Annotated in this window: 16 protein-coding genes; 4 read left to right on the top strand and 12 right to left on the bottom strand. The window is 72.7% G+C overall.

Going from position 1 to position 26,128, the window contains the following annotated elements:
- Positions 1–45 precede the first annotated feature (45 nt).
- Positions 46–3,126 (top strand): tetratricopeptide repeat protein, encoded by a 3,081-nt coding sequence (locus KIS93_RS39990; RefSeq protein ID WP_186404666.1) that lies wholly within the window; start codon positions 46–48, stop codon positions 3,124–3,126.
- 296 nt (positions 3,127–3,422) lie between these two features.
- Entirely contained in the window at positions 3,423–7,001 is a 3,579-nt protein-coding gene (locus KIS93_RS39985; protein ID WP_186404665.1) for a hypothetical protein, read from the top strand.
- A 7-nt stretch (positions 7,002–7,008) separates the two neighbouring features.
- Here KIS93_RS39985 and KIS93_RS39980 read toward each other — a convergent pair whose 3' ends face one another.
- The 7 genes from KIS93_RS39980 to KIS93_RS39950 all read right to left on the bottom strand — a co-directional run bounded on the left by KIS93_RS39980 (position 7,009) and on the right by KIS93_RS39950 (position 15,320).
- A complete protein-coding gene (locus tag KIS93_RS39980) occupies positions 7,009–7,662 on the bottom strand; it encodes a response regulator transcription factor (RefSeq protein ID WP_080042782.1) in 654 nt (217 codons plus the stop codon).
- The gene (locus tag KIS93_RS39975; RefSeq protein ID WP_080042783.1) at positions 7,647–8,897 is read right to left on the bottom strand and encodes a sensor histidine kinase; all 1,251 of its coding nucleotides are present in this window, start codon (positions 8,895–8,897) and stop codon (positions 7,647–7,649) included. Before KIS93_RS39975 ends, KIS93_RS39980 begins: the two co-directional genes overlap by 16 nt.
- Before the next feature lie 188 nt (positions 8,898–9,085).
- A complete protein-coding gene (locus tag KIS93_RS39970) occupies positions 9,086–10,681 on the bottom strand; it encodes an acyl-CoA synthetase (RefSeq protein WP_080042784.1) in 1,596 nt (531 codons plus the stop codon).
- On the bottom strand, positions 10,681–11,829 hold the full coding sequence (locus KIS93_RS39965; protein ID WP_080042785.1) for a thiolase domain-containing protein: 1,149 nt from the start codon (positions 11,827–11,829) through the stop codon (positions 10,681–10,683). Before KIS93_RS39965 ends, KIS93_RS39970 begins: the two co-directional genes overlap by 1 nt.
- A gap of 2 nt (positions 11,830–11,831) precedes the next feature.
- The gene (locus tag KIS93_RS39960) at positions 11,832–12,854 is read right to left on the bottom strand and encodes a thiolase domain-containing protein (RefSeq protein WP_080042786.1); all 1,023 of its coding nucleotides are present in this window, start codon (positions 12,852–12,854) and stop codon (positions 11,832–11,834) included.
- Positions 12,851–13,750 carry a Zn-ribbon domain-containing OB-fold protein gene (locus KIS93_RS39955; protein ID WP_080042787.1) on the bottom strand — a complete coding sequence of 300 codons (900 nt, stop codon included), beginning with the start codon at positions 13,748–13,750 and terminating at the stop codon, positions 12,851–12,853. The genes KIS93_RS39960 and KIS93_RS39955 overlap by 4 nt, the downstream gene beginning before the upstream one ends.
- On the bottom strand, positions 13,740–15,320 hold the full coding sequence (locus tag KIS93_RS39950) for an acyl-CoA synthetase (protein WP_080042788.1): 1,581 nt from the start codon (positions 15,318–15,320) through the stop codon (positions 13,740–13,742). The genes KIS93_RS39955 and KIS93_RS39950 overlap by 11 nt, the downstream gene beginning before the upstream one ends.
- A gap of 116 nt (positions 15,321–15,436) precedes the next feature.
- Here KIS93_RS39950 and KIS93_RS39945 point away from each other — a divergent pair, with 116 nt between their 5' ends.
- Positions 15,437–16,246 (top strand): crotonase/enoyl-CoA hydratase family protein, encoded by an 810-nt coding sequence (locus tag KIS93_RS39945; protein WP_080042789.1) that lies wholly within the window; start codon positions 15,437–15,439, stop codon positions 16,244–16,246.
- Between the two features lie 331 nt (positions 16,247–16,577).
- On the opposite strand, the gene KIS93_RS39940 is transcribed toward KIS93_RS39945, so the two are convergent.
- Both KIS93_RS39940 and pgfA read right to left on the bottom strand, forming a co-directional pair.
- Positions 16,578–17,684, bottom strand: coding sequence for an NAD(P)H-dependent flavin oxidoreductase (locus KIS93_RS39940; protein WP_080042790.1), 1,107 nt, complete (start codon positions 17,682–17,684; stop codon positions 16,578–16,580).
- Between the two features lie 163 nt (positions 17,685–17,847).
- Positions 17,848–18,771, bottom strand: a complete 924-nt coding sequence (pgfA, locus tag KIS93_RS39935) for a cell envelope lipid trafficking protein PgfA (RefSeq protein ID WP_080042791.1) — start codon at positions 18,769–18,771, stop codon at positions 17,848–17,850.
- A gap of 194 nt (positions 18,772–18,965) precedes the next feature.
- Between pgfA and KIS93_RS39930 the strand changes: the two genes are divergently transcribed.
- Positions 18,966–20,114 carry an acyltransferase family protein gene (locus KIS93_RS39930; RefSeq protein ID WP_080042792.1) on the top strand — a complete coding sequence of 383 codons (1,149 nt, stop codon included), beginning with the start codon at positions 18,966–18,968 and terminating at the stop codon, positions 20,112–20,114.
- Here KIS93_RS39930 and KIS93_RS39925 read toward each other — a convergent pair.
- The 3 genes from KIS93_RS39925 to KIS93_RS39915 are packed head-to-tail and all read right to left on the bottom strand — an operon-like array spanning position 20,041 to position 26,122.
- The gene (locus tag KIS93_RS39925; protein ID WP_186404664.1) at positions 20,041–24,225 is read right to left on the bottom strand and encodes an alpha-(1->3)-arabinofuranosyltransferase domain-containing protein; all 4,185 of its coding nucleotides are present in this window, start codon (positions 24,223–24,225) and stop codon (positions 20,041–20,043) included. The genes KIS93_RS39930 and KIS93_RS39925 overlap by 74 nt on opposite strands.
- A complete protein-coding gene (locus KIS93_RS39920) occupies positions 24,222–25,316 on the bottom strand; it encodes a glycosyltransferase family 4 protein (protein ID WP_080042794.1) in 1,095 nt (364 codons plus the stop codon). The genes KIS93_RS39925 and KIS93_RS39920 overlap by 4 nt, the downstream gene beginning before the upstream one ends.
- Positions 25,313–26,122: a glycosyltransferase gene (locus KIS93_RS39915; RefSeq protein WP_080042795.1), complete on the bottom strand. Its 810-nt coding sequence runs from the start codon at positions 26,120–26,122 to the stop codon at positions 25,313–25,315. Before KIS93_RS39915 ends, KIS93_RS39920 begins: the two co-directional genes overlap by 4 nt.
- Positions 26,123–26,128 lie beyond the last annotated feature (6 nt).

The raw sequence follows: 26,128 nt of genomic DNA, 5'->3' as shown, positions 1-26,128 counted from the left end.
GCTGATCGGGGGCTCTTCCACACGTAGCTGACAGGTAGCGGACCCATGGACACGCCACCACACCGCCTCGGGCCCGAGCGGGTCGTCGAGGTCTTCTCCGGTCATGACGGCCTCGTCGGTGTGACCGGCTCCGGGTACGCGATCGGCGCCGACCTCGTGCTGACCGCCGGGTGCGTGGTGGAGACCGGCTCGCCCTGTCACGTACGTCCCTCATGGTCCAGCCGCCGGCTGCCCGCCGAGCCGGTGTGGCGCGGACGCGGCAGCACCGGCGCGGTGCTGCTGCGGGTCGCGGAGGCGGCCTGGGCCGCGCTGCCCGGCATCGAGCACAACCGCTGGGCCAGGGTGGCGGGCGGCGGCTCCTACCGCGTGCGCTGCGCGGCCCGCGGCTTCGCGCGGGGCGGCGAGCAGGGTGGGGTGCGGGCCGCTGAGACGCTGTCCGGCCTGGTGAACCCGCCGACCGGCCTGGTGTCGAGAACGCTGACGGTGAGCGTGCTCTCACCCGAGCTCGACCGGACGCCCATCTCGCTGTGGCAGGGTCTGGCGGGCGCCGCACTGCTCGCCGAGCCCGCCGGCCAGCTCATCGGCGTCGCCACCCCCGCTCCCAGCGGGTACGCGCTGCGCCGCCTCGACGCCGTCCCCGTGACCGCGTTACTCAGCGACCCGCGCTTCCGCGAGCTGGCAGGGGTGCCTCCCGGGCCGCTGGAGACCGTCTCCGAGCGCGAACGTTCGGTGGCCCTGCCCGCCCTGCTCGTCCCCGCCCGCGAACGGCTGCCACAGGACTGCCCCGACTGGGCGCTGCTGATGGCGCGGCACGCGGTGGTGCCGTTCCTGGGGCGGGAGGAGGAACTGGGCGCACTGCGCGCCTGGGCCGCCGAGCCCGGCCCGCTGTCGATCGCGGTGCTGAGCGGGCGCGGCGGGACGGGGAAGACACGGCTCGCGGGCGAGTTGTGCGTGGAACTGGCCGAGGCTGGATGGGACGCCGGATTCCTGCCTATGGACGCGTTGACGAGGCTTTTGTCCGGGGAACTTGCGGCGCGCCAGGCGTCCGGCGAGCTTCTGGGCGGCACTGCGTCCGGCGGGCTTTTTGGCGGTGATGCGGCCGGGCGGCTTTTGGGCGGCGATGCGTCCAGGGGGCTCCTGGGCGGTGATGCGGCCGGCGGGCTTCCCGGCGGTCCTGCGTCCGGCGGTGTGGTGGCGCTCGATGCGTTGCGGCCCACCCTGGTCGTGATTGACGGGCCTGAGGCGTCGCCGCCGGTGGTGGGTGAGCTGGTGCGGCGCCTGGCCAAGCACGGGCACAATCCTCGCGTACGTCTCCTGCTGCTGGCTCGCGGGCCCGGCGAGGCCGAGTGGTGGCGGCGGCTGGACACGGCGGCGGGCGGCTGGCTCAGGCGGCTCAACACGACGACCGTGCAGCTCAACGCCCATCCGCTCACGCTCGCCGAGCGGACCGAGCACGCGCTCGCGGCCATGAAGGCGTTCGCCCCGAGCCGCGCCGCCCTTCCCACCCCGCCGCGCCTCGACGACCCGGAGTACGGCCTGCCGCTGCACGTCCACCTGGCCGCGCTCCTGCGGCTGTGCGACGGGGACTCACCGGCCGGAACGGCTCCTGAAACGTCCGCGGGCCCGGCGATGGGCCGACCGACCAGCGCTGAGGGCACAACGGCAGGGCAGCCGACCACGGGCGACGCGGCGGGCACAGTGGTGGGAGAGCCGACTGCAGGCGAGGTGGCGGGCGGGCCGACTGCGGGCGACGCTCCGGGCACGACGGTGGGATGGCCGGCTGCGGGTGCGATGGTTGCGGGTTGGCAGGGTGGTGGTGGGGGGCTGGTCGGGCGGTTCCTGGCGCGTGAGCAGGGCCAGTGGGAGCGGGTCTGGCCGGAGGGTGCCGAGCCTCTGGGTGGGGTGGCGGCGCGGCAGGCGGTGGCGGTGCTCACGCTCACCGCGCCCACCCCGGCCGAGCTTCCCGGCCTGCTGACCGCCGTTCCGAAGCTTCGCGTCCCGAACGGCACGCCCTCCTCCCCCACCGGCACCCTCACCGCGGCCCGCTGGCTGGCGCGGCTCTTCCCCAGTTCTCCTGATCAGCCGCCGGGCGGGCGGCCGGCCTCGCTCGGGCCCGGCCCGGTGGCCGAGCGGTTCCTGGCCGAGACCGAGGACCTGGACGCGCTCGTGCTCGCCGTGCACGACCACGAGGGCCGCACGGTCCATCACCTGGTACGCATGCTGGACGTCCTACGGCTGTCGGCGGGCACGGAGCCGGTCAGGGCGGCACTGTGGTCGCTGGTCGCCAGCCGCATGGGCAAGCTGGTCGCGGAGGCCGAGTCGCACCCGGCGAGTGGGCTCGGGGACGCGCTCAGCGCCGCGCTCCTGCTGTTCCCGGGCGACCCGCAACTCGACGAGACCGCAGCCTCGCTGCCCGACCGGGCAGGTCGGTTGGACGTGGTTGTGCGGCCCTATGGGGTGGAGGGGCGGGAGGCGGGGCTGGGGTGTCGGGCGCTGCGGGTGACGCTGGCTGAGCTGGCCGTTCAGCATCGGCGGGGCAGCGGTGGGCGGCTTGCGCTGGCCAGGGCGTTGACAGGGCTGTCGGGTGGGCTGGCGGCCGTGGGCCGGGCCGGGGAGGCGGTTGTCGCGGCGGCGGAGGCCGTGGAGACGTATGCGGGTGCTCCCCCATACGAGGAGGCGGCCGGGCGGGCTGAGGCGTTGTTCGGGCTGGGGGCGTGCCTGCTGCTCGGTGGTGAGGCGGGCGGGGCGTTCAAGCCCGCGCAGGAGGCGGCGGCCCGGTACCGGATCCTGGCCGAGGAGGATCCCCGCTACGCCGGGCACGCTGCGAGGGCGCATTACAACGTGGCCTGCGCGTTGCTGGAGCTGGGGCGGCTGGGTGAGGCGGTGGAGGCGTTCGAGGCGGCGGGCGGGAGCGCCGAGTTCGCGTCCTATGCGCGGGCGATCCTGTCCGTGCTGCCCGGTTCGGGCGACCCCCGGGCTTGGCCGGTGCGTCGTCCTCAGCCGGTGCGCCGCCCCTGGCCGGTGCGCCGCCCACGGCAGGCACGTCACCACTGGCCGGTGCATCGCCCCCGGCAGGCGCTCCACCACTGGCAGGCGCGTCGCCCCCGGCAGGCGCTCCACCGCTAGCGGGCGCGTCGTCTTTGGCAGGCGCGTCTCGCATGGCCGGTGCGCCGCCCTCGGCGGGCGCGTCGCCACTGGCCGGTGCATCGCCCCCGGGGGGCGCATCGCCCTGGGCGGGCCCGCTGCCCTCGGCGGGTGGGTCGTCGTTGGCGGGCGTGTCTGGCGGGCGAGTGGGTTCTCCCCCGGCCCACGACGATGCGCGCACCTCTTCGGTGCAGTCGCCGGGGCCGATGACCGCGTTCGAGGGTGTTGAGGTTGCCTCGGTACTGCCCGATCTGGCTGCTTGTCTGGGTGTCGCTGCCGTGTCCGCGGTCAGCAGCATCGCGCCCACCAGCAGGAACGTGGCCCACCATCTGCACCTGGCCGCCACATGGCTGGAGGTGCATGGACGGCCGGCCGAGGCTCGGGTTCCGGCTGGTGAGGCGGTCGTGCGGCTGCGGGGGCTGGCGGCTGAGGAGCCGGGGTTGCGGGCCATGTTGGCGTCGGCTGCGGCCGTGCTGGGCCGGCTGCACGCCCGTATGGAGGATTCGGATGCCGCCGTGCGTTCGGCTGCAGAAGCCGTACGGAATCTGCGGGCCCTCGTCACGCTCGATCCCGACGAGCACCGCCCCGCCCTCGCCGAGCAGCTTCTCGATCTTGGTGAGCTGTTGCTGGTGGACGACCGTCCCGAGGAGGCGCTCGCCCCGCTCCAGGAGGCGATGGCCGTGGCGGCGGAGCGGGGCACGGCGACGCAGGCCAGGGGCCGGTGGCTGCTCGGGCTCTGCCTGGACGAGCTGGGCAGGACCGCCGACGGTCTGGCGCAGCTGGAGATCGCCGCCGAGCTGTACGACGTGCTGGCTCTCGGGGACGCGGCGTATCTGGCCCACCGCGACGAGGCCCGCAGCCGCCTGGAGACCGCCCGGCGGCCCGACCGGCCGGCCGAGGAGCCGTGGTTGCCGTCGGTGAGCCAGCCTCAGGAGGCGGTGGAACGGGCGGAGCGGCGGCTCGACGAGTGCGGGAAAGCGGTCGAGAGCGCCGGCACGCCGGGGATCGAGCGGATTCATGCGTACCTGTCCGCACAGGCCACGCTTGCCCGGGCATGGGCGGACGCGGGGCGGGCCGCGGACGCGTTCGTGCTGGCGATGCAGGCGGCCGAGCTGCTGCAACGGCACGCCGCACCCGAACGGCCGCACGCGATCGCCGTCGGCATGGTCGCCGCGGCGCTCGGACGCTCGCTCGTCGGGCTCGGACGGCACAAGGAGGCCATCCCGCACCTGCTCACGGCCATCGAGTCCTACGAGCCGCACGCCGGGGCGAGCGACGAGTTCCGTACCGAGCTGGCCCGGCTCATGGTCCTGGAGACCGTCGCCCTGTCGCACGCCGCCTGCCCGTCCGAGGCGGAGGCCGCCGCGAGCCGGCTGGTCGAGCTGTACGAGCGGCTGGTGGCCGAACGCGCCGAGCCTCCCCGGGCTTTGGCTTACGTGCTGCGGCTGCAGGGCGGCATCCGGTTCACCAGGCAGGATCCGGACGGCGCGCTCCAGTCGGTCACGCGGGCGCTCGACCTTCTCCCGGCCGCGTCCGATGACCCTCTCCCATCGCCGTCCGGCGGCCCTCTCCCATCGTCGTCCGGCGGCTTCCCGCCCTCGCCGTCCGGCGGCGAGGAGCGGGTGCTTGCCGCCACTTGCCTGGAGCTGGCGGGGTTGTGCCTGGCCGAGCTGCACGAGAGTGACGCCGCCCGGGACCGGCTGGCGGCCGGGACCGCGGCGATGGCCCGGCTCGGGGCCGTGCCGCACGATCTCGTCGGTGTGCACCTGCTGGCGCTGGTGCGGCTGGCTCGGATGCGGGTGGAGGAGGAAGGGCCGGTCGCGGGGATCGCCCTGTATGCCGAGATTCTCGGCCTCCGGCCGCTGCCCGGTCCGCCGGTGCTCGACACCGTCCTGGAGGAGCTGGCCTGGCTCACGGGTGCAGACGGGGTCGCGGGAGTGGCTGCAAGGTTCGAGGGGGTTGCCGCGGGGGCGAGGGGTGCCGCTGCCGGAGTGGTGGAAGGGCTGGTGGGGCCGCTCACGGCGTTCACTGAGGTGCTGGAGCGGGAGGTTGCGGTCGGCGGCGCGCCGGAGACACACGAACGGTACGTGCGGTGCCTGGCGCGGCTCGGCGGTGAGGCCGCCCGGGCGGGTGACACTGCGAGCGCCGTCGCGATCACCGAGCTGGCCGTGCGCGTCTGCCGGGGCCTCGCCTCCGTCTCGCCCGCCTACCGTCAGCCCCTCGCCTCGGCCCTCGCCGTGCTGTCCGCCCTGCCCGGCGTCCAGGACCGGCTCGCCACGCTGGAGCAGGCCATCGACCTGCTCACCCAGCAGCAAGCCCAGGCTGCCGGCACGGTCGGTGGGCGGCAGGGCCGGATGCTCGCCGGAGCCCTGCACCGGTACGCCGCTGAACTGCTCGACCGGGGGCGGGCCGTTGAGGCGCTGGCTCACTGCGAGCGGGCCGCCGATCTCTGCGATGAACTGGAGGATCCGGGCATCGCCGCCGCCATCTACGCCCAGCTCGGCTCCACCCTGGCCGCGCTCGATCGACCGCAGGCCGCGCTGGAGGCCATCGCCTGGTCGCTGGCCGAGCTGGACCGCGCCGAGACGGAGGAAGAGGCCGGGGGCGAGCGCGCCGAGGGGTGGGCAGCAGGAGACAGGGAACACGGCGAAGGGCGGGAAGCGGGCGAAGGGGAGCTCGGGGAAGCGGGCGAAGGAGAGCCGAGGGAAGCGGGCTGGGAGGAGATGGGCGGCTGGGCGGAGGTGGGCCAGTGGAGTGAGGCGCGGCGGGTGCGGGCGCGGGCGGTCCAGGTCAGAGGGCGGGTGTTGCGGACGTTCGGGCGGGAGCGGGAGGCGATGGCGCACCTCGTGGAGGCTCTGCGGCTGTTCGACGAGCTGCGGGAGCCGCTGGCCGCCGCCGAGACGGCCGCTCTGATCGCGGACGATCTCCTGGCCGCCGGTCGTCCGCAGGAGGCCGTCGAGTACGCACGTACCGCCACGACCGGGCACGAGCCGGGCACCGTGAAGCATGCGCTGGCCACGCAGCGGCTGGCCAGGTGTCACATGATGCTGGGTGCGCTGGTCGCGGCGAATGAGCTGGTCGAGGGGCTGATTCCGGTGGCCAGGCGGGCGCCGGGCGATCTGACGTATCGGGCGATCCTGGCCGACTCGCTGGCGCAGAGCTCGGAGCTGATGCCGTTGCTGCGGCTGGACGGCGGCGCGGAGGCCGAGGCGCGGGCGCGGGAGGCGATCGCGATCTACGACGAGCTGCTGACCACCGGCATGAACGCGCAGGCCCTGCACACCAGCCGCGCGGGTGCCTGCCTCACGCTGGCGTCGGCGTTGCGGATGCGGGACCAGGCGGGGGAGGCGATCCAGCCGTTGCGGGAGGCGGTGGCGGCGCTGGAGCGGTTCTCGCCGGGGAACCCGATGCAGGCGGGGCTGCTGTCTCGGGCCATGCTCATGCTGGGCGACGCGCTGATGGAGGCGGGCCGGGCGTTGGAGGCGGGGCTCGTCTTCCACCGCAGCACGCAGGTGACGCGGGACGGGCTGAGCAGGGCGGTGGCGCATGCCCGGCTCGGCTTCTGCCAGCAGGAGCTGGGCAGGGACGACGCCGCCGACGCCGCCCTGCGCGTGGCCGCCGACCTGCTGCGGGAGCTGTCGGGAGCGGAGCAGGGCCTGTTGAAGGAGGTGTCGGGGGCAGGTCAGAGCCTGCTGCGGGAGGCGTCAGGGGCGAAGCGGGGCCTGCCGCAGCAGGCGCCCGGGCCGGAGCGGAGCCTGCTGCGGGAGGTGCTCGCCGCGCGGGCCGGGTTGCTGGGGCGGATCGGCCGGGCGGAGGAGGCCGAGGCGGTCGAGGAGGAACTGCGCCGCCTGCCATGAACCATGGTCAATCGGGGGCCTTGTTGAGGTAGGTGAGGACGGCGAGGACGCGGCGGTTGCTGTCGTCGTCGTCGATGAGCCCGAGCTTGCCGAACATCGAGGTGGTGTACTTGCTGATCGCGGAGTCGCTGAGGAACAGCCGCCGCCCGATGGCCTGGTTGGACAGCCCTTCGGCCATGAGGGCGAGGACGTCGTGCTCGCGTTCGGTGAGCCGGGCCAGGCGCCGGTTGGAGGTGCCGCTGGACAGGAGCCTGGCGATGACGGCGGGGTCCATGGCGGTGCCGCCGGCGGCGACGCGTTCGAGCGCGTCGATGAACTGGTCGGCGTCGAAGACGCTGTCCTTGAGGAAGTAGCCGATGCCGCCGGCGCCGTCGGCGAGCAGCTCGCGGGCGTAGAGCTGCTCGACGTGCTGGGAGAGGATCAGGACGGGCAGGCCGGGCGCTTCGCGGCGAGCGGCCAGCGCGGCGCGCAGCCCTTCGTCGGACTGGCCGGGCGGCATGCGGACGTCGACGACCGCGACGTCGGGCCGCCACTTGAGCAGCGCCTGGAGCGTCTCGGGGCCGGTGGCGGCAGTGGCGACGACTTCGTGCCCGTACGCCTGGAGGAGGCGGACCATCCCGTCGCGCAGGAGGTAGAGGTCTTCGGCTACAACGATGCGCATGGCAGGACCATCCTCACACGCGTCGGCCCGCCGTCCGGACTGGTGATCTCCAGGGAGCCGTCGAAGGCGGCCAGGCGGCGGCGCAGCCCGCTCAGCCCGCCGCCGGATGAGGCGTGGGCGCCGCCGCGGCCGTCGTCCTCGACGTCCACGGTGACGGAGGTGTCCTGCTGGGTGATGGAGACGTGGGCGCGGGTGGCGGCGGCGTGCTTGGCGGCGTTGGTCAGCAGCTCGGCGATGCCGAAGTACAGGGCGGACTCGATGGGCGGGTCGAGGCGCCGGGGCAGGTCGGCGGTGACCACGGTTTCGAGGGGGCTGTCCATGGCGAGGGCGCGGACGGCGTCGGCGAGGCCGCGTTCGTTCAGGACGGGCGGGCTGATGCCGCGGACCAGCTCGCGCAGCTCGGTGAGCGAGGTGGCGGCGCCGGCGCGCGCGTCCCGCAGGAGCGCTCTGGCCTGGTCCGGGTCGGTCTCCATGAGCTTCTCCGCGGTCGCGAGGGCGAGCCCGAGCGCGACGAGGCGGGCCTGGGCGCCGTCGTGCAGGTCCCGCTCGATGCGGCGGATCTCGGCGGCCTGCGCGATCGTGGTGTCGGCGCGCTGGGCGGTCAGCTCCTCCACGCGGCCGGCCAGCGCCATCGCGGGGGTGGGGCGCAGGAAGCGGATGGTGATCGGTACGGCGGGGCGCCAGGCGTACGGTGCGGTGGTGACGGCCACGACCGCGCACGCGACAGCGACGGCGGGTGACGGCGAGAGGAGCGCGAGGACGGCGGCCGCGGCGGCCACCGGCGGGACGGCGGCCACCAGGCCCGCGGTGAATGGGACGATCGCGCAGAACCGCAGGTCGCGCCAGTTGGCGGGGTCCTTCCAGCGGAGGTGCCGGCTCTGGTCCATGAGGGCGTCGCGCCGGGTGCGCTCGTAGCTGAAGCCGTTCCACCAGTAGCCGGTGGAGAGCTGGGTGACGGGGCCGGCCTGACGGTAGCCGGCGGGGACGACGGTGCCGGTCCAGCTCGCGACGAGGAAGCGGAACGTCCGGCAGACGGGGCGGGTCAGGGCGAGCGTGCCGGCGCAGGTCAGCACGAGCGGCCCGAGCCACGACCACGGGTTGGCCGCTCCCCATCGGATGCCCCAGGCGACGGAGACGGCCCACACGGCCGGGATCAGCATGCTGACGGCCGCCACGGCGCAGGATCGGAGGAATCCCGCTGCGGCGCGGGCCGGCCACGGTGCCCGCAATTTCATGACTTGTCCTCGCTTCGTTCGGTGCCTCCACTCTTCACCGGACGGAGCGTGCTTTGCCCTGGTCAGGCCGGAAGTGTGGCTAGCCCCACCCGATCGTGGGCCCAGCCACCGCCGCACGTGGGTCAAGGCCGCGCGTGGGTCAAGGCCGCACGTGGGGCCGGGCCGCGCCAGCCCGGCCCCCGGCGCCGTCAGCTCTCGGGCTGCCCGGCGCGTGCGGCGGTCTCGCGGGCCCACCGGTAGTCGGCCTTGCCGGCCGGCGAGCGCACCATCTGGGACACGAACGCGTACGTGCGCGGCACCTTGTACCCGGACAGGAGCTGCCGGCAGTGCGCGTCCAGTTCGGCGGGCGTGACCTCGACGCCGGGCCGCGGCTCGACGACGGCGGCGACCCTGCTCCCCCAGCGCTCGTCGGGCACCCCGGTCACGACGGCGTCGAACACCGCCGGGTGCCCCTTGAGCACCGCCTCGACCTCCTCCGGGAAGACCTTCTCGCCGCCGGTGTTGATGCACTGGGAGCCGCGGCCGAGGACGTTCACGGTGCCGTCGGGGTCGACGGTGGCCAGGTCGCCGGTGAGCAGCCACCGGGTGCCGTCCTCGTCGGTGACGAACGTGCGGGCGGTCTTGGCGGGGTCGTTGTAGTAGCCGAACGCCACCCGCCCCGACCTGGCCACGGTGCCGGGCACGCCGGAGCCGGGCTCGACGGGGCGGCCCTTCTCGTCGAGGACGGCCAGCTTGACCACGGAGTTCGGCTGGTAGCGCAGGCCCTTCTCGGGTGAGGAGCCGGCGACGCCGGAGGCGGTGTAGCCGGACTCGGTGGAGCCGAAGCTGTCCATGATCATGACGTTCGGCAGCAGCTCCTGGAGGCGGTCGCGGACGGCGCCGCTCAGGATCGCGCCGGTGGAGCTGATCACGAAGAGCGAGGAGACGTCGTACTCGCCGCGCTCCAGGGCTTCGGCCAACGGCCTGGCCATGGCGTCGCCGGTGATGCTGATGGTGTTCGCGCGCTCGCGCCCGACCGCCCGCCACACCGCGTCGGCGTCGAACTTGCGCACGAACACGATGGTCGAGCCCATCCACCAGGTGAGGAACGTGGCCATCTGCGCGGCCCCGTGCATGAGCGGGGAGGCGGCCAGCATCACCATGGGGTTGGCCTTGGCGGCCTCGTCGATGACCTCCTGCGGGGTGGTGCGCGGCTCGCCGTACGGGTTGCCGCCGCCGAAGCCCATGAACAGGTCCTCGACGTGCCACATGGCGCCCTTGGGCATGCCGGTGGTGCCGCCGGTGTAGATGATGTAGACGTCCTGGCCGGAGCGCGGCGCGAAGCCCCGTTCCGGCTTGCCGCGCTCCAGCGCCGCCGCGTACGGCACGGCCCTGCCGATCTCCGACGGCCCGCCGACGTGGACGAGGTGCTCCAGCAGCGGCGCCTCGTCCAGGACGGCGGCCACGCGCGGCTCGAACTCGACGTCGTAGACGAGCGCCCGGATGTCGGAGTCGCGGTAGAGGTAGAGCAGCTCGGACTCGACGTAGCGGTAGTTCACGTTGATCGGCACGGCCCGGATCTTGAGGGCGGCGAGCATGCCGGTGAGGTATTCGACGCTGTTGTAGAGGTGCAGGCCGACGTGCTGGCCGGGCTGGATGCCGAGGTCGAGGAGGTAGTGGGCGAGCCGGTTCGCCTCGGTGTCGAGCTCGGCGTAGGTGCGCCGCTCGTGGTCGCAGACGACGGCCGTCCGGTCCCCGATCGTGTCCGCGAGGCCCTCGAACAGGTCAGCGTGGTTGAACTCCATCAGGGCTTCTCCCGTCCGACGATCCACATCGCGAAGAACTGGGCTCCCCCGCCGTACGCGTGGCCGAGCGCCGTCCGGGCGCCGTCCACCTGGTGCTCGCCCGCCATGCCGCGCACCTGCAGCGCGGCCTCGGCGAACCTGATCAGCCCCGACGCCCCGATCGGGTTGCTCGACAGCACCCCGCCGGAGGCGTTCCACGGGGTGTCGCCGTCGAGCGCGGTGGCGCCCGACTCGGTGAGCTTCCAGCCCTCACCTTCCGCCGCGAACCCGAGGTTCTCCAGCCACATGGGCTCGTACCAGGAGAACGGCACGTACACCTCGGCGACGTCGATCTGCCGGCGCGGGTCGGCGATGCCGGCCTGCCGGTAGACGTCGGCGGCGCAGTCCTTGCCCGCCTGCGGGCTGACGGTGTCGCGGCCGGCGCGGAAGATCGGCTCGGAGCGCATGGCGGTGCCGTGCACCCAGGCGGGGGTGCCGGTGGCGGCCGACTCCGAGGCCAGCACCATCGCGCAGGCGCCGTCGCTGGACGGGCAGGTCTCCAGGTAGCGGATGGGCTCCCAGAGCATGGGCGTGGACTCGACCATCTTCTGGTCGATGCCGGGGATCTTGAGGTGCGCGTACGGGTTCTTGAGCGCGTTCAGCCGGTCCTTGACCGCCACGAGCGTGCCGATGTGTCCGGGAGCGCCGGATCTGCGCATGTACTCGCGGATGTGCGGCGCGAAGTAGCCGCCCGCGCCGACCACCAGCGACGCGCTGAACGGCAGGTGGGTGGACAGGGCCCAGGTGGCGTTGGACTCCGACTGCTTCTCGAACGCGACCACGAGCACACGCTCGTGCACGCCGCCCTGGATGAGCGAGGCGCCGACGAGCGCCGTGGAGCCGCCGACGCTGCCGGCCGTGTGCACCCGCATCATGGGCTTGCCGGCCGCGCCGAGGGCGTCGGCGAGGTACGCCTCCGGCATCATGACGCCCTCGAACAGGTCGGGCGCCTTGCCGATGACGACGGCGTCAATGTCCTTGAACGTCAGCCCGGCGTCCTCCAGCGCGCGCAGCGCCGCCTCGCGGACCAGGCCGGCGATGGAGACGTCCCTGCGCTTGGTCGTGTAGTGCGTCTGGCCGACGCCGATGACCGCACACCGGTTACCCATGGTCATGCCTCCAGGACGGTCACGAGGTTCTGCTGCAGGCAGGGGCCGCTCGCGGCGTGCGCGACCGTGCGGCTCGCCGTCCCGTCGTGGATGCGGCGCGCGGCCTCGCCGAGGCGGATGAGGCCGGTGGCCATGACGGGGTTGGCGGCCAGCGGGCCGCCGGACGGGTTGATCACGGTGTCGCCGCCCAGCTCCAGGGCCCGGCGCAGGATGATCTCCTCGTGGGGGAACTGGGCGTGCAGCTCGGCCACCTCGACGGGGCCTTTGCCGACGCCGGCGGCGCGGGCGGCGTCGGCGGCCGAGGCCGACCTCGCCAGGTCGCGCAGGCCCAGGTAGTGCGGCTCGGTGCGGTGCGCGATGCCCCGGATGTAGGCGGGGCGGTCGCACAGCTCCGTGGCCAGGTCGCCGGCCGCCAGGACGATCGCGGCGGCGCCGTCCGTGATGGGCGGCACGTCCGTTTTCGTGAGCGGCTGAACGGCGAAGTCCTCTTTGTCGGAAAGATCCGGCAGGTCGAACGCGTACGGATTGCTTCGCCCGTCGGCCCGGCTGCGCCGCACGATCTCGTCGAGCTCCTGCCGGTCGGCGCCCACGGCGGCGGCCTGGAGGGCGGCGTAGGAGAGCTGGTCGAGGCCGAGCGGCGCCAGATAGTACGGGTCGAGCTGCAACGTCATGATCGTCCGCAGGTCGCCCAGGGACGACTTGCCGAAGCCGTAGACGAGGGCGGAGTCGATGTCGCCGTGCTGGAGCCGCACCCACGCCTCGTACAGGGCCCAGGCGCCGTCCATCTCGACGTGGCTCTCGGAGATGGGCGGCCAGGCGGCCAGCGCGTCGAGCGCCGACACGAACGAGAACGGCGCCCCCGCCAGGTAGTCGCAGCTCCCCGAGCAGGTGAAGCCGAAGCGCCTGAGCCCGGTGCGCTCCTTGACCTCGCTGATCACGGGGTGGATCAGCTCGTGCTCGCTCAGGCCGGTGTCGTGATCGGTGTGCCGCGTCTGCGCGAACGCGACGATCGCCACGTCTCTCATGTCAGCTCCACGTCGGGCTCGCCGGTGGGGGCGAACCAGCGGATGTTCGCCATGGTCGCCGTGCGCTCGCTCTCGGGCACCCAGACCGCCTTGACCCGCATGCCCTGGCGCACCTCGTGTGCGGGTACGTCCCCGATGAGGGCGATCATGGGGATGTCGGCCCCGTCGAGCAGGATGTACGCCGACACGAACGGCACCTCCGGAGCCCGGGGATCGGGCAGGTTGTTGATGGCGAAGGTGGTGATCGTGCCGGTGTCAGGGAGTTCGAGCGTCTCCGGGAGGGTGTTTCCGCATTCGGGGCAGGCCAGCCGGAGCGGCACGTACACCTTCTCGCACTGCTCGCAGCGGCTGCCGAGGAAGACGCCGCGCTCGACGCCCTCCAGGAAGACGCGCAGCGCGCCGCCGACCTGGAGGCGGTACTCGGCGCGCACCTCGGACACGATCTTCGTGACCTCGGGGGCGAAGTGGGAGATGTCGGTGATGTGGCCGGTGGGCCGGTCGCGCCAGACCGGCCACACGCGGGCGCCGGCCGCCAGGGCCTTCGGGTTCTCGGCCGCCACGGCGTGCAGGAGGTCGGAGTCGGCGCCGTCGAGCCGGATGAGGGCCCAGGCGAAGGGCTGGTCGAGGGGGTGGGCGTCGAGCGGCTCGGCCACCCAGGCCCACGTCGTGATCGTGCCGGCCGGGCCGACCTCGACGTACTCGCCGGTCACCGGCTCGCCGGTCGCGGGGTCGTACTCGAGAGGGGGGACATGCACCCGCCCCTCCGCCGTCCGCACCCCGACGATGCGGCGCGCGCGCAGCTCGCTGAGGAAGCGGCCGATGACCGGCCCCGTCGTACGCGTGTAGCCGCCGGGGAACTCCAGGACGTGCTGAGCGACCAGCGGATCAGATGGCACGGTCGTGTCCCTCCCAGTACGGGTCGCGGAGCTTGCGTTTGAGCAGCTTGCCGTTCGGCTCGCGGGGCATCTCGGCGATGAAGTCGATGCTCTTGGGCCACTTCATCCTGGCCAGCCGGCCCTCCAGCGAGGCCAGCAGCTCGGCGGCCAGCTCCGGGCCCGGCTCCGAGCCGGGGGCGGGCTCGACCACGGCCTTGATCTGCTCGCCCCACTCCTCGTCCGGGATGCCGAACACGGCCACGTCGGCCACCTTCGGGTGGACCATGAGCTCGTTCTCGATCTCGGCGGGGTAGATGTTCGTCCCACCCGAGATGATCATGTCGGCCTTGCGGTCGCAGAGGTAGAGGAAGCCCTCTTCGTCCAGGTATCCGATGTCGCCGACGGTGAAGTGGTCCTTGAGGCGGTTCGCGGCGGTCTTGGCGGGGTCGCCCTTGTACTCGAACTGGACGCCCATCATCTTCATGTAGATCGTCCCGGGGGTGCCGGTGGGCACCGGCTCGCCCTGCTCGTCGACGATCAGCAGCTCGCTGATCGGCCACGCCTTGCCGACGGTGCCGGGGTGGGCCTTCCAGTCGGCGGGCGTGGCGAGGGTGCCGCCGCCTTCGGTGGCCGCGTAGTACTCGTACACGCAGTCGCCCCACCACTCGAGCATCGCCCATTTGACCGGGACGGGACAGGGGGCGGCCGCGTGGATCATCCAGCGCAGCGACGACAGGTCGTACTTGCGCCGGGTCTCCTCCGGGAGCGCGAGCAGGCGCTTGAAGTGGGTCGGGACCAGGTGCGAGTTCGTGACGCGGTGGCGCTCGCAGAGGGCGAGCATCTCCTCGGCGTTCCACTTGTCCATGTAGACGAGCGTGTGCCCCATGTGCAGGGCCGTGCCGCCGAACTGGGTCACCGCCGTGTGGTAGCTGGGCGAGGTGACGAGGTGGGCGTTCGGGCGGCCGGGGGTGATGCCGAACAGTCCGAGCAGGAACGTCATGAGCTCGGCGGCGTCGTCCGGATCGAGGCCGCTAAGCGGCCGTCTGACCCCTTTGGGCTTGCCGGTGGTGCCCGAGGTGTAGTGCATGGTGGCGCCCGCGGTGCGAGCTTCAGGCGCGCTGTCGGGCTGCCCCTCGACCAGCTCGCTCAACGGACGGAAGCCGTCGAGCGGCGAGCCCGCCTGCCGAAGCTTCTCAGCCTGCTCTGCGTTCAGCAGGAAGCGGCGCTCGGGCGCGATGGCCTCGGCCCCCCTGGCGCCCTCCTCGGCGAAGCGGGGATGCACGAAGAACGCCTTGGCCTCGCTGTCCGAGACGATGTAGGCGATCTCGGGCCCGGTCAGGTGCCAGTTGATCGGCGTGTAGTACCAGCCGGCCTGGAGCGCGGCCAGGTAGAGGACGAGCCCGTCGGCGCCGTTCGGCACCAGGCCGCAGATGCCGTCGCCGGGCCGCAGCCCGAGCGCGCGCAGGCCGTGCACGAGCCGGTTGGAACGGGCAAGGAGGTCGCCCGCGCGGTGCTGGGTGCCGTCGGGGTCCACGGCCGCGATCCACTCGGGATCCGCCTGCGCGAGCCTCCAGAAACCGAGCGTGCCCATCTGATCTCCTCAGCTCAGGGCGTGCAAAACAGGAACCTGTTCTCGTTTGCTGGTCGGAGCGTATCCTGGGCCCAACTTCGTAGCAAGCGCTTGATCTCATCACTCCGGAGGCGTCCGTGGAGCTCCTGCCGATCAGCACCCCCCACTGCCGGATCGAACGTGACGGCCACGTCCTGACCGTCACCATGAACCGGCCGGAGGCCCGCAACGCGCTGTCCTCGGACATGCTGATCGGCCTCGCCTCCGCCTGGGCGTACGCGTCGGAGGAGCCCGGGATCCGGGTGGCGATCCTGACCGGGGCCGAAGGCACGTTCTGCGCCGGGGCCGACCTCAAAGCCATGGGCCAGCCCTCCACCGACCCGCAGGTGCAGGCCAGGGCCGCACAGATCCCCAACTTCCACTGGAAGGGCCTGCTGCGCGAGGACCTGCCCACCAAGCCGATCATCTGCGCCGTCGAGGGCTACGCGGTCGCCGGCGGCACCGAGCTGCTGGTGGGCACGGACCTGCGGGTCGTCGCCGAGTCCGCCACGCTGGGCCTGTTCGAGGCCAAGCGCGCCCTGTTCCCGATGGGCGGCAGCGCCGTGCGGCTGCCCCGCCAGATCCCGTACTGCCACGCCATGGACCTCCTGCTCACCGGCCGCCCCGTCACCGCCGCCGAAGCCCTGTCGATGGGGCTGGTCAACCGCGTCGTCCCGGACGGCCAGGCCCTCACGACGGCCCGCGAGCTGGCCGAGGACATCGCCGCCTCGGGGCCGCTGGCGGTGCAGGCCATCCTGCGGACGTACCGGGACACGCTGGGCATGCCGGAGGTGGAGGCCCTGAAGGTGTCGGACGAGCTGGGCTGGCCGGTGATCGGCTCGGAGGACGCCAAGGAGGGCACCCGCGCCTTCCGCGAAAAGCGCCCGGCCCGCTACGAAGGGCGTTGAGCGAGCTCGGCGGCGCGAGGCACGGGCAGGACGCATCACGAGGTCATGAACCGCAACGATCTGAGTGCCGGCGACCTGGTCGCGAAGCATCGTCGCCGTGGATGATCGTCACGCCGTCGGCGTCATCGACACCTGAGCCGCTTCCCTTCGATGCCGACGCGGCGGCCTGGTATGGCAGCCTGGTCGCACTCACGATCTCGGCCAAGCGCGATCCCCGGCCGAGGCGGACTCGTCGCTGTCGCCTCCAGCCGGGGCCTGCCGCTCTACACTCGTAACCCCGACGGCTTCGTTGGGTTGGAGAGCCTGGTCACCGTCGTGCCCGTTCGAGTGGTCAGTCGCCGGTGAGGCGGTCCAGGCGTTCCACTGCCTCGCCGTACTCCTCCACGAGGCCGAACACCACGTCCTTGGCCGAGCGGACCTGGTTCATCACGCCGATGATCTGCCCGGCGGGGAATGTGGCCAGCTCCGTGGCGTCCGAGCGGCCGATGCGGCGCAGCGCGTCCGAGACCAGCATGAACTGCAGCGGCATCGGCAGCGTCCCCGGCGACTCCTCCGACTCCCACGCCTCGGTCCACTCGTTCCTGAGCAGGCGGGCGGGCTTGCCGGTCCAGCTGCGGGAGCGGACGGTGTCGCGGGAGGTGGCCTCCAGGATGCGGCGCTTGGCCAGTTCGGGCGTGTCGGCCTCCTCGACGGCGAGCCAGATCGAGCCCGTCCAGACGCCTTCGGCGCCGAGTGCCAGGCCGGCGGCCATCTGGCGGCCGTTGCCGATGCCGCCGGCCGCGAGCACGGGCACGTCCACGGCGTCCACGACCTGCGGGATGAGGACCATGGTGGAGATCTCGCCGGTGTGGCCGCCGGCTTCGGTGCCCTGGGCGACGACCACGTCCACGCCGACTTCGACCTGTTTGAGCGCGTGGCGCGGGGTGGAGGCGAGCGCGGCGACCTTGACGCCGTGCGCGTGGGCGAGCTCCACCACGTCGGCGGGCGGCGGCCCGAGGGCGTTGGCGAGCAGCGCGATGGGGTGGCGCAGGGCGACCTCGACCTGGGGGCGGGCGGTGGCGTCCGTCCAGCCGAGCAGGACGCGGCCCGCCTCCGCGTCGGCCGACAGGGGCGGGACGCCGTGCTTGGCGAGGAGGTTCTCGACGAAGGCCCGGTGGCCTTCGGGGATCATGGCCTGGAGGCGGCCGACCAGCTCCTCGGGGGCGAAGTCGGCGCCCTCGTACGAGGCCGGCATGACGACGTCCACCCCGTACGGCTTGCCGTCCACGTGGTCGTCGATCCACTTGAGCTCGGTCTCGAGCTCTTCGGGCGTGAAGTAGAGCGCTCCGAGCACTCCCATGCCGCCGGCCCGGCTGACGGCGGCGACCACGTCCCTGCAGTGGCTGAACGCGAAGATCGGGAGCTCGATTCCGAACATGTCCGTGACACGGGTCCGCATGGCCCGACAATACGTCCGCAGGACGGCAAACTGCAACGTGTTCTAGACTAGAACCTTTCGTCTGGTACTGGTGAGTAACGTCCGGCTATAACTCGTTCTAGTAAAGAATGGCTGTCAATGAAAAAGGGCCCGTTCTCACGGGCCCGATAAATAGCGCCTGAATTTACTCGGCCGGCTCCGGCCGGCGGCGGCCGACGAGCACCCCGGCCACGAGCAGCACGACGCCCACGACGAGCAGCACCAGCGGGATGACGTTGCGCAGCAGGTTGATGGTGTTCTTGCCGCTCTGCGCGTTCTTGACCAGGTCGTTCACCGTCGCCTCGGTCATCTTCGCGGTGGCGATGAAGGCCGCCGAGCGCTCCACCCCATCCTGGGTCTTGAGCACCTCGTGCCGCTGCACCTCCTGCCGCACCGGCGAGCCCGTGACCGGCTCCACCCAGAACGTCGTCTTGCCGTCGTACCAGCGGTCCACCTGCACGTCGCCGGTCTCGCCGGTGATGCCGAGCACGTTCGCCGGAGCGGTGCGGGTCTCGGTCTTGGTCGGCGGCACGGTCTGCTCGAAGACGTAGACGGGCAGCCCGTTGACCTTGTCCTCGCGCACGAACACCGCGTCGAACGCCTTCTGCGCCGTGGCGTTGAACACCTTGTACGTCTTCTTCTCCACGTCGAAGGGGAACTTGTAGATCTGCCCCTCCAGCGTCACCGGCGCCTTCTCGACGTTGTTGCTGCAGCAGTTCACCGCCAGGCCGGTGTAGCGGTTGAAGGCGCTGCGGCGCTCGGAGATGTCGATCTGCGGGCGGCTGTTGGTGACGTCGTTGACGACCGTGGCCTCGTCCCAGACCACGTGGTCGTCCTTGGCCTCCTTCACGTCCCCGCGCGTGGTGACGATGATGTCGAGATCGCCGGTCAGCACCTTGAGGTCCTGGAGGGAGAAGTACCGGGCGCCCTTGGCCTCCAGCCGCGAGATGCCGAACTGGTCCGCCGGCGCGGAGATGATCTGGCCGGCCGCCCAGAATTTCAGCAGGGGCGCCAGCGCGATGAAGAAAGCCCCGAACCCGATGAGGACGAGCGTGGAGATACGACCCATCGAGGCCTCCGCATTTTGTAGAACATGTTGTCGTTTGTTCCCGATCGTCGAGCAACAAAGTATGACAGTGAGTGAGGGACGTCACCGGCGGGCCGCGCACCGCAACCAAATCGATAGAAACAAGTTCTATCGTGGTTTCGGCCCCGGCCTGCTACCTGTCGGACGGCCGGGAAAGCGAGAAAGCAGGAGCAGCGATGAAGAGCAGGGACGCCGCACTCGACGGCATCCGGGCGATCGCGGCACTCGGCGTCTGGCTGCTGCACGTCGGGAGCAACACGGGTGTCATGTACCGCGAGGGCATGCTCCCCTGGATGATGAGCCGCCTCGGGATCGCCGTACCCATCTTCTTCCTCCTGTCGGGCCTGCTGCTCTATCGCCCGTGGGCGCGCGCGGTGATCGAAAATACGGCACGGCCACAGCCGCTGCGTTACCTGTGGCGCCGGGTGCTGCGGGTGATGCCGGTCTACTGGCTCGTGACCGCTCTGGTGCTGTGGGCGTGGAGCCCGTTCGACGACTGGACCGGCTGGGTCAAGTGGCTGCTCCTGGCCCAGAACTTCTTCCCCGGCGACCCGGTGCCCGACGGGCTGTACCAGATGTGGACGCTGCCCATCGAGATGTCGTTCTACGTGCTGCTGCCGATCCTGGCCTGGCTGCTGCACCGCTTCGCGCGCCGCGGCAACAAGCCGGTGCGGCTGCTGGTCGGCATCGGCGTGCTGCCGATGATCACCGTGGCCGCGGTGGTCGCCGCCCGCCTGTTCGAGCAGCCGCAGATCGCGCTGCTGCTGCCGTACCACCTGGTCTACTTCGCCTGCGGCATGGCGATGGCGGTGCTGTCGGTGTGGATCGGGCACAGCCGCGTGATCGACTCGCTGGCGCCGCAGCTCCTCGTGCTGGCGGGCCTGCTGTACGCCGTGCTCAGCACCGAGCTGGCCGGCCCCCGCACGCTCACGCTGCCCACCCTGTCGCAGTCGTTGTGGCGGGTCAGCCTGGAGACGGCGGTGGCCGTGCTCCTGGTGGCGCCGTTCGCGCTGGCCTCCCGCCCCGGTTCGCTGCGGAACCGGGTGCTCGGCAACCCCGTCGGCGCCTACCTGGGCCGCATCTCCTACAGCTTCTTCCTCTGGCACGCGCCGGTGATCACGCTGCAGCTCAAGCTCACCGGCGCGCAGCCGTTCCAGGGCGACTTCGCGAGCGTGGCGGCGGTGTCGTTCATGGTGACGATGCTGCTGAGCGTCGGCAGCCACCACCTCATCGAGGTGCCCGCGCTCAGGCTCAGCGGACACCGGTCAGCACCTGCTCCGCCCGCTCCCGCGCGGGCTCCGCTGCCGGCCGCGCCGGCTCCGTGACGAGCTGGCCGAACAGCACGCCCACGGCCGCCGCGGCGGCGAGCTGCGGCACGTGGTCCATCAGCGGCTCCACGTCGATGCCGTAGTCGCGCAGCACCATGGCGGCCGCCAGCGACACCGTGGCCACGCCGAAGCTTCCGGCCGCCGCCCAGTGCGCGGGCCGCCCGCGGGCCCGCAGCAGCAGCGTCACGAGCACGGCGGCGAGCACCGCGAGCATGCCCTGCCAGTTCGCCACCCAGCCGCCGAACGCCAGCGCGAGCACCACCACGACCGGCGCCCGCGGCCGGGCCAGCCGCCCGGAGGCCGCGGCGGCCGTCTCGCGCACGTGCTCGGGACGGGGCCCGCGCAGCGCCAGCGCGGCCAGCGCCAGCAACGCGATCCCGGCCAGCCCGAGCAGCAACGCCAGCCGGTAGGGGCGGTCGGGCAGGTAGTCGAGCCTGACGGTCCCCTGGGTGCCGGCGGGCAGCTCCCAGCCCTGCTTCCAGCCGTCGATCCGGATGGGTTTGAGTGTCTTGCCGCTGATCTGCGCCCGCCACCCGGCGTTGTAGTTCTCGTTGACGACGAGGAACGCGTCCTTCGGCGCGCTCACCGTGACCTCGCGGGCGGAGGTGGTCCAGATGCCGCGCGACACCGAGCCCTCCACGCCGTCCGGCCGGCGCGGCAGCGTGCCGAGCACGAGCGAGTCGATCGTGTACGGGTCCCAGCCGGCCACCCGCACCCGGTTGTCCCCCTCGGCCAGCTCCGCCTTCGAGCACCCGAGGATCTGCACGGGCCGCTGTTCGAGCAGGTCGGCGTGGGTGCCGGCGACCTTGGTCGGGATGGCTTTGCCGTTCACCTCGATCCTGGGCCCGAGCCCGCAGGCCAGCCGGAGCGGGACGTCGGCGGGCCGCCCCACCGGGTCGACGCCGGGCACCACCAGCTCGGTCACCTGCAGCCGCTTGGAGAACGGGGTGAAGCGGAGCTTGAGCCGCGAGGTGGACATGGCCTTGAACGTGAGGTTGCCGCGCTCGTCCACCCGCCCGCCGCGCACCTGCCCGCCGTCGCCGCTCACGATCACGTCCAGCGGCTGCTTGTCGCCGCCCGGGCGGCCGATCTGGATGCGCGAGATCTTCCGCTTGCCCTTCCAGGCGAGGGTGAGCGTCGGCTCGGCGTCGTCGGCGTCCGGGATCCACGTGGTGCTCCCGTCCGCGTCGAACGCCGACCTGGGCGCGACCACGGCGTCGTCGCTGAGCTGGGAGGAGCCGGTCACGGTGGTCAGGTCCGCACGGATGCGGGTGAAGCGGTCGACCAGCGCGGGATCCTTCAGCACGGCGGTTCCCCGCACGTTCACCGTCGAGCCGGACGCGGTGCTGAAAGTCCGGTCGAACCCGGTCTCCTCCCCCTTCCTGGCCAGCGCCACCTCGTTGCACACCCACCGGTACGGGTTGCGCATGCACGCGGGCCGCTCGTCGAGCCCCCGGTCCATGACGTAGACGTCGCCCTCGCCGGGCAGCCGGATCGTGCGGCCGGCCGTGACGCCGGGGATCGACAGCTCGACGATGCCGATCCGCTGGCCGTAGCTCCACGTCGCGCTCGCCGTCCGGACGACCTTGAGCCGCACCCAGGTCGTCGGCCCGTCGGGCACGCGCAGCCGCTGCGGGTCGGTGCTGTTGGTGACGTCCTGCACCAGGCTGCCGGCCTCGGTCTCCACGGCGATCCGCCGCACGGACTGGCCGAGCAGCAGGTCGGGGGCGAACATGACGTTCAGGTACGGCAGCCGCATCCGCCCGGCCAGGTCCACCCGCAGCCATTCGCCCTGCGGGGACTTGGAGCCGTCGTTCTGCCAGCCGGTCTCCACGTTGCCGTCCATGGCCGCCCACGGGCCGCTGCCGCTGCTGCTGATCCCGGCGATCGCGTACGGGTCCGCGACCGAGGAGGACGCGCTGATGCCGGCGATGCCGTGGTACTCGGCCACGGCCGTCTCCTCCAGCCAGCCGTCCTCCAGCAGGTCCAGCTCCCTGACGCCGCCGAAATCCGCCTTGCTGTCGGCCGTGAGGGTGGGTGACCAGTTCGACCGGATCTCGCCGAACGAGCGCTCGCGCAGCCGCAGCGCGTCGCTGACCACGGTCGGCGCCTCGCGGGTGCCGGCGTCGCCGTTGACCAGGACCGGGCCCTCGTCCAGCAGGCCGAGATCGCCCATGGCCAGCAGCGAGTCGGGCCCGCCCCGCACGGCCAGCGCGTCGGCGGCCGGCTGGACGGAGACCAGGTCGGAGCTGCCGGACACCTCGTACAGGTCGAGCGCGGGGAACGGGGCGTCCACCTGGTTCACCGCGTCGTCGGTCTCCCGGTCGCCGACCAGGTCGCCGAACGAGCGCACCTTCCTGATGCCGGGCGACTCGCGCAGCGCCTCGTACATGCGCGACGGCCAGGCGCCCTGGAGGGTGGCCCGGTTGAGGTCGTTGCGGACGAGCAGGTAGCGGACGCCGAGGCGGCGCAGCACGGCCGTCACCCCCGGCGAGCCCTGGCCGGCGGTGAGCCGCTGGTCGATGGCGTCGAGCAGCCTGCTCAGGCCCACGGAGCCGGGCGGGGTGATCTGCCTCGCCGTCCAGCGGGCGGTGGTCAGGGCTTGCAGGGGCTCGTCCAGGGGGCGGCCCCAGACGTACTCGCCGAACTTGGCGCCCGGCACCACCAGCACGCCGTCGTCGCCGGCGTTGCGGTCGAGCCAGTCGGCCGCCTCCCGCCAGTGCGACGGCACCTGCTGGAAGTCGCCGGGCGCGGCCAGGCCCTGGTTGAAGACGGGCAGCACGAGCGCGACGAACGCGGCCACGGCCGTCGTCCGCAGCGGGAGCCTGGCGCGTACCAGCAGGTGGGCCAGCCCGAAGGCGAGCGCGAGCCGGACGAGCGGGTCGAACTTGCGCAGGTTGCGCAGCGGCGCGAGCGGCCCGTCGAGCAGCCAGCGCACCGGCTCGGCCACGATCGGCTCCAGCGCGCCGGCGTGCCCCGCCACCAGCGCCACCACGCCGACCAGGAACATCGCCACCACGAACCCCTTGGCGGGCAGGTCGCGGCGCGACAGCCCGGCCAGGCCGAGCGCGGCCAGCACGCCGGTGACGACGACCATGGTCGCGGAGGTGGCGATCGTGAAGCCGGGCGGCTGCTCGAAGACGCCGTTCAGCGGCAGGTAGCGCACCCAGTCGGAGGCGCCGCGCAGCACGTTCGTGAGCGAGGTGACGGCCGTCGTGGTGCTCGCGGTCTCGGTGTACGGCAGGAAGTTGAACGCGTAGCGGCCCACCAGCAGCAGCGGCAGCGACCAGAACAGGGTGGCCACCGCGACGGCGCCCGACCACCAGGCCAGCAGCCGCCAGCGCGGCACCGGGTACGGCCTGGTCACGATGTAGAGGACGGGCGCGACCAGCACGGCCAGCACGGCGACCGCGTTCACGCCGCCACACAGCGCCACGGCCAGCGCCGACCTGATGGCCCCGCGCGCCCGCTGGCCCGTCTCCGAGGCGGTCAGCAGCGGGATCAGGATCCACGGCAGCATCGCGGCGGGCAGCCACTCGATCGAGATCTCGCCGAGGATCGACAGCGTGCGCGGGGCCAGCGCGTACGCCAGCGCGGCCACGATGCGGGTGCCCGGCGTGCCGATGCCGAGCTGCCGGCCCAGCCGCTCCACGCCGAGGAAGGCCACGCACATCAGCAGCGTCAGCCACAGGCGCTGCGTCACCCACGGCGCGACGCCCGCCAGGTCGCCCAGCGCGAAGAACGGGCCCATCGGGAAGATGTAGCCGGCCACCTGGTTCTGGAGCTGGCCGAAGTGCTGCAGGTCCCACAGGTGGGCGGCGCGCTCCAGCCAGCCGACCGGGTTGAGCGCGAGGTCCATCTTGGTGTCGGAGATGAGGTGGCCCGGCTTGGTGGTGAAGGCCAGCAGGCCGAAGCCGAGGCAGCACAGCAGCAGCCAGAGGCGGCGCCGGGCCGCCTCGCCCACCGGGCGGCCGGCGCCGGTGCGGCGGCCGGCCACGAGCTTGTCGGTGGGAAGCAGGGTGGGGAGCGCGGTGGGAAGCGCGGTCGGCGCTTGGGGTCTGGACGGTGGCCGCTCGCCCGCCGCTCCTTCCGGTGGCCGTTTGCTCACCGCTCCTCCCAGCCCGGTCCCGGGTCGGAGCCCTCCAGCAGGGCGGTGAGGCGCTCGGCGCTGCGGTCCCAGGAGAACCGCCCGGCCCATTCCCGACATTTCACGGTATAAGTGTGGTCCAGCTCGTCGAGTGCCGCGCCGATGCCCTTGGCCAGGTCGGTGCCCTCCGGCAGCAGCCAGCCCGTCTCGCCGTGCCGTACGGCGTCACGCAGCCCGTCCACGTCGAACGCCACGGTCGGGACGCCCAGCGCGGCGGCCTCCAGCACGCTCAGCCCCCACCCCTCGCCCTGCGAGGTGCTCACGTGCAGCCACGCCTGGGCGACGAGGCGGGCCTTGTCCTCCTCCGGCAGGTAGCCGTGCAGGGTGACGCCCTCGGGCAGCCGGGCTCGCAGGGCCGCCTCCTCGGGGCCGCGGCCGATGATGTCCACGACCAGGCCGGGCCGCTGCCGGCGCAGCTCGGCGACGGCGTCGAGGAGCAGGTGGACCCGCTTGTGCGCGACGAGCCGGCCGAGGCACACGAGCCGCGGAACCGGACTCTTCACGATGTTTCCGGGCTGAGCGATGCTCACCCCGTTCGACACGATGTGCACGGGACCGCGCCACCCGAGCCGCTCCCGCATGGCCCGCACCGTGGACGGCGAGACCGCCACGCTCGCGTGCCGCCGGTAGCTCCACCGCGACACGGGCCCCTCCAGGAAGCGCCCGAACGCGGCCAGCCACCCCGGCAGGTGCACCCCGAACTGCCGGTCGTGCACGTGGTGCACCACGCACACCACGCGGGTGCGCCGCCGTACCACCCAGGGGGTGAAGAACGGGATCCCGTTCTGGCAGTCGAGCACCGCGTCGAAGCGGCCTCTCCTGAGCAGCAGCCAGCCCAGAACCAGCGGATAGACGGAGAAGACCCCGCCCATCCGGACGAAACGCACCCCCTCCACGGTGTCGCGCCGGCGCTGCCCGGGTGCCCGGGCCGTGACGAAGCACACCCGGTGGCCCGCGCGCGCGAGGCGGCGGGCCAGCTCCCAGGCGAACGTCTCGGCGCCGCCGGCCTGGGGATGCCAGGGGTCACGCCAGTTGACGACAGCGATCTTCACGGATATCCGACGGGGTCGAGCGGCGGCTCCCAGGCCGGGTGCGCGGCCGTGGCCGGACGGGGCCTGGTGTGCAGCCGCAGCCAGATCCGGCCGAGCTCCAGCACGATGCCGAGCGTGTGCCGGGCCGGGGAGAAGCGCGAGCCGGGCATGTCGTGCCAGCGGACGGGGATCTCCCGTACCGTCGAGCCCCGCTCGACACAGCGCGCGAGCAGCTCGACGTCGAACGCGAAGCCCGGCGTCCGCAGCCGCGCGGCGGTCTCGCGGGCAAGCACGCCGTCGAAGAACTTGAAGCCGCACTGGGTGTCGCCGACGCCCCGTACGAGCGCGCCGGCCAGCGCACGGAACCCGAACGCGCCCAGCTCCCTGACCTTGCTGTGGCGGTTCTCGACGTGCGAGCCGCCGTGCGCCCTGGAGCCGATCACGACGCGCTCGCCGGACAGCAGCAGCCCGAGCGCCACGTCGATGGCGTCGAGGTCGGTGGCCATGTCGGCGTCGCAGAAGCCGACGAACGGGGCGCTGGTGCCGAGCAGCCCGGCCTTGACGGCCGCGCCCTTGCCCGGGGTCGCGCACTGGATGAGGCGGACGGGCACGGAGCCGCGCGGCCAGCCGCTGACGATCTCGGCCGTGCGGTCGGTGCTGTTGTTGTCCACGACGATGACGGACGTGGGGAACGGCATGCGGGCAAGCTTCGCGCACAGCTGCAGGAGCCCCCCGGGAAGCCGTCGTTCCTCGTTGTGGGCCGGAACGACGATCTCAAGCAGTGGTGGCCGGCTCGCCCTCTCGTCCCCTTGCGGAGAGGGTGGCATGGTCGG

The sequence above is a fragment of the [Actinomadura] parvosata subsp. kistnae genome (genome assembly GCF_900323885.1).
GTDB lineage: Bacteria > Actinomycetota > Actinomycetes > Streptosporangiales > Streptosporangiaceae > Nonomuraea > Nonomuraea composti.
The sequence above is the reverse complement of the archived record's forward strand: the minus strand, read 5'-3'. Positions and strand labels throughout refer to the sequence as shown.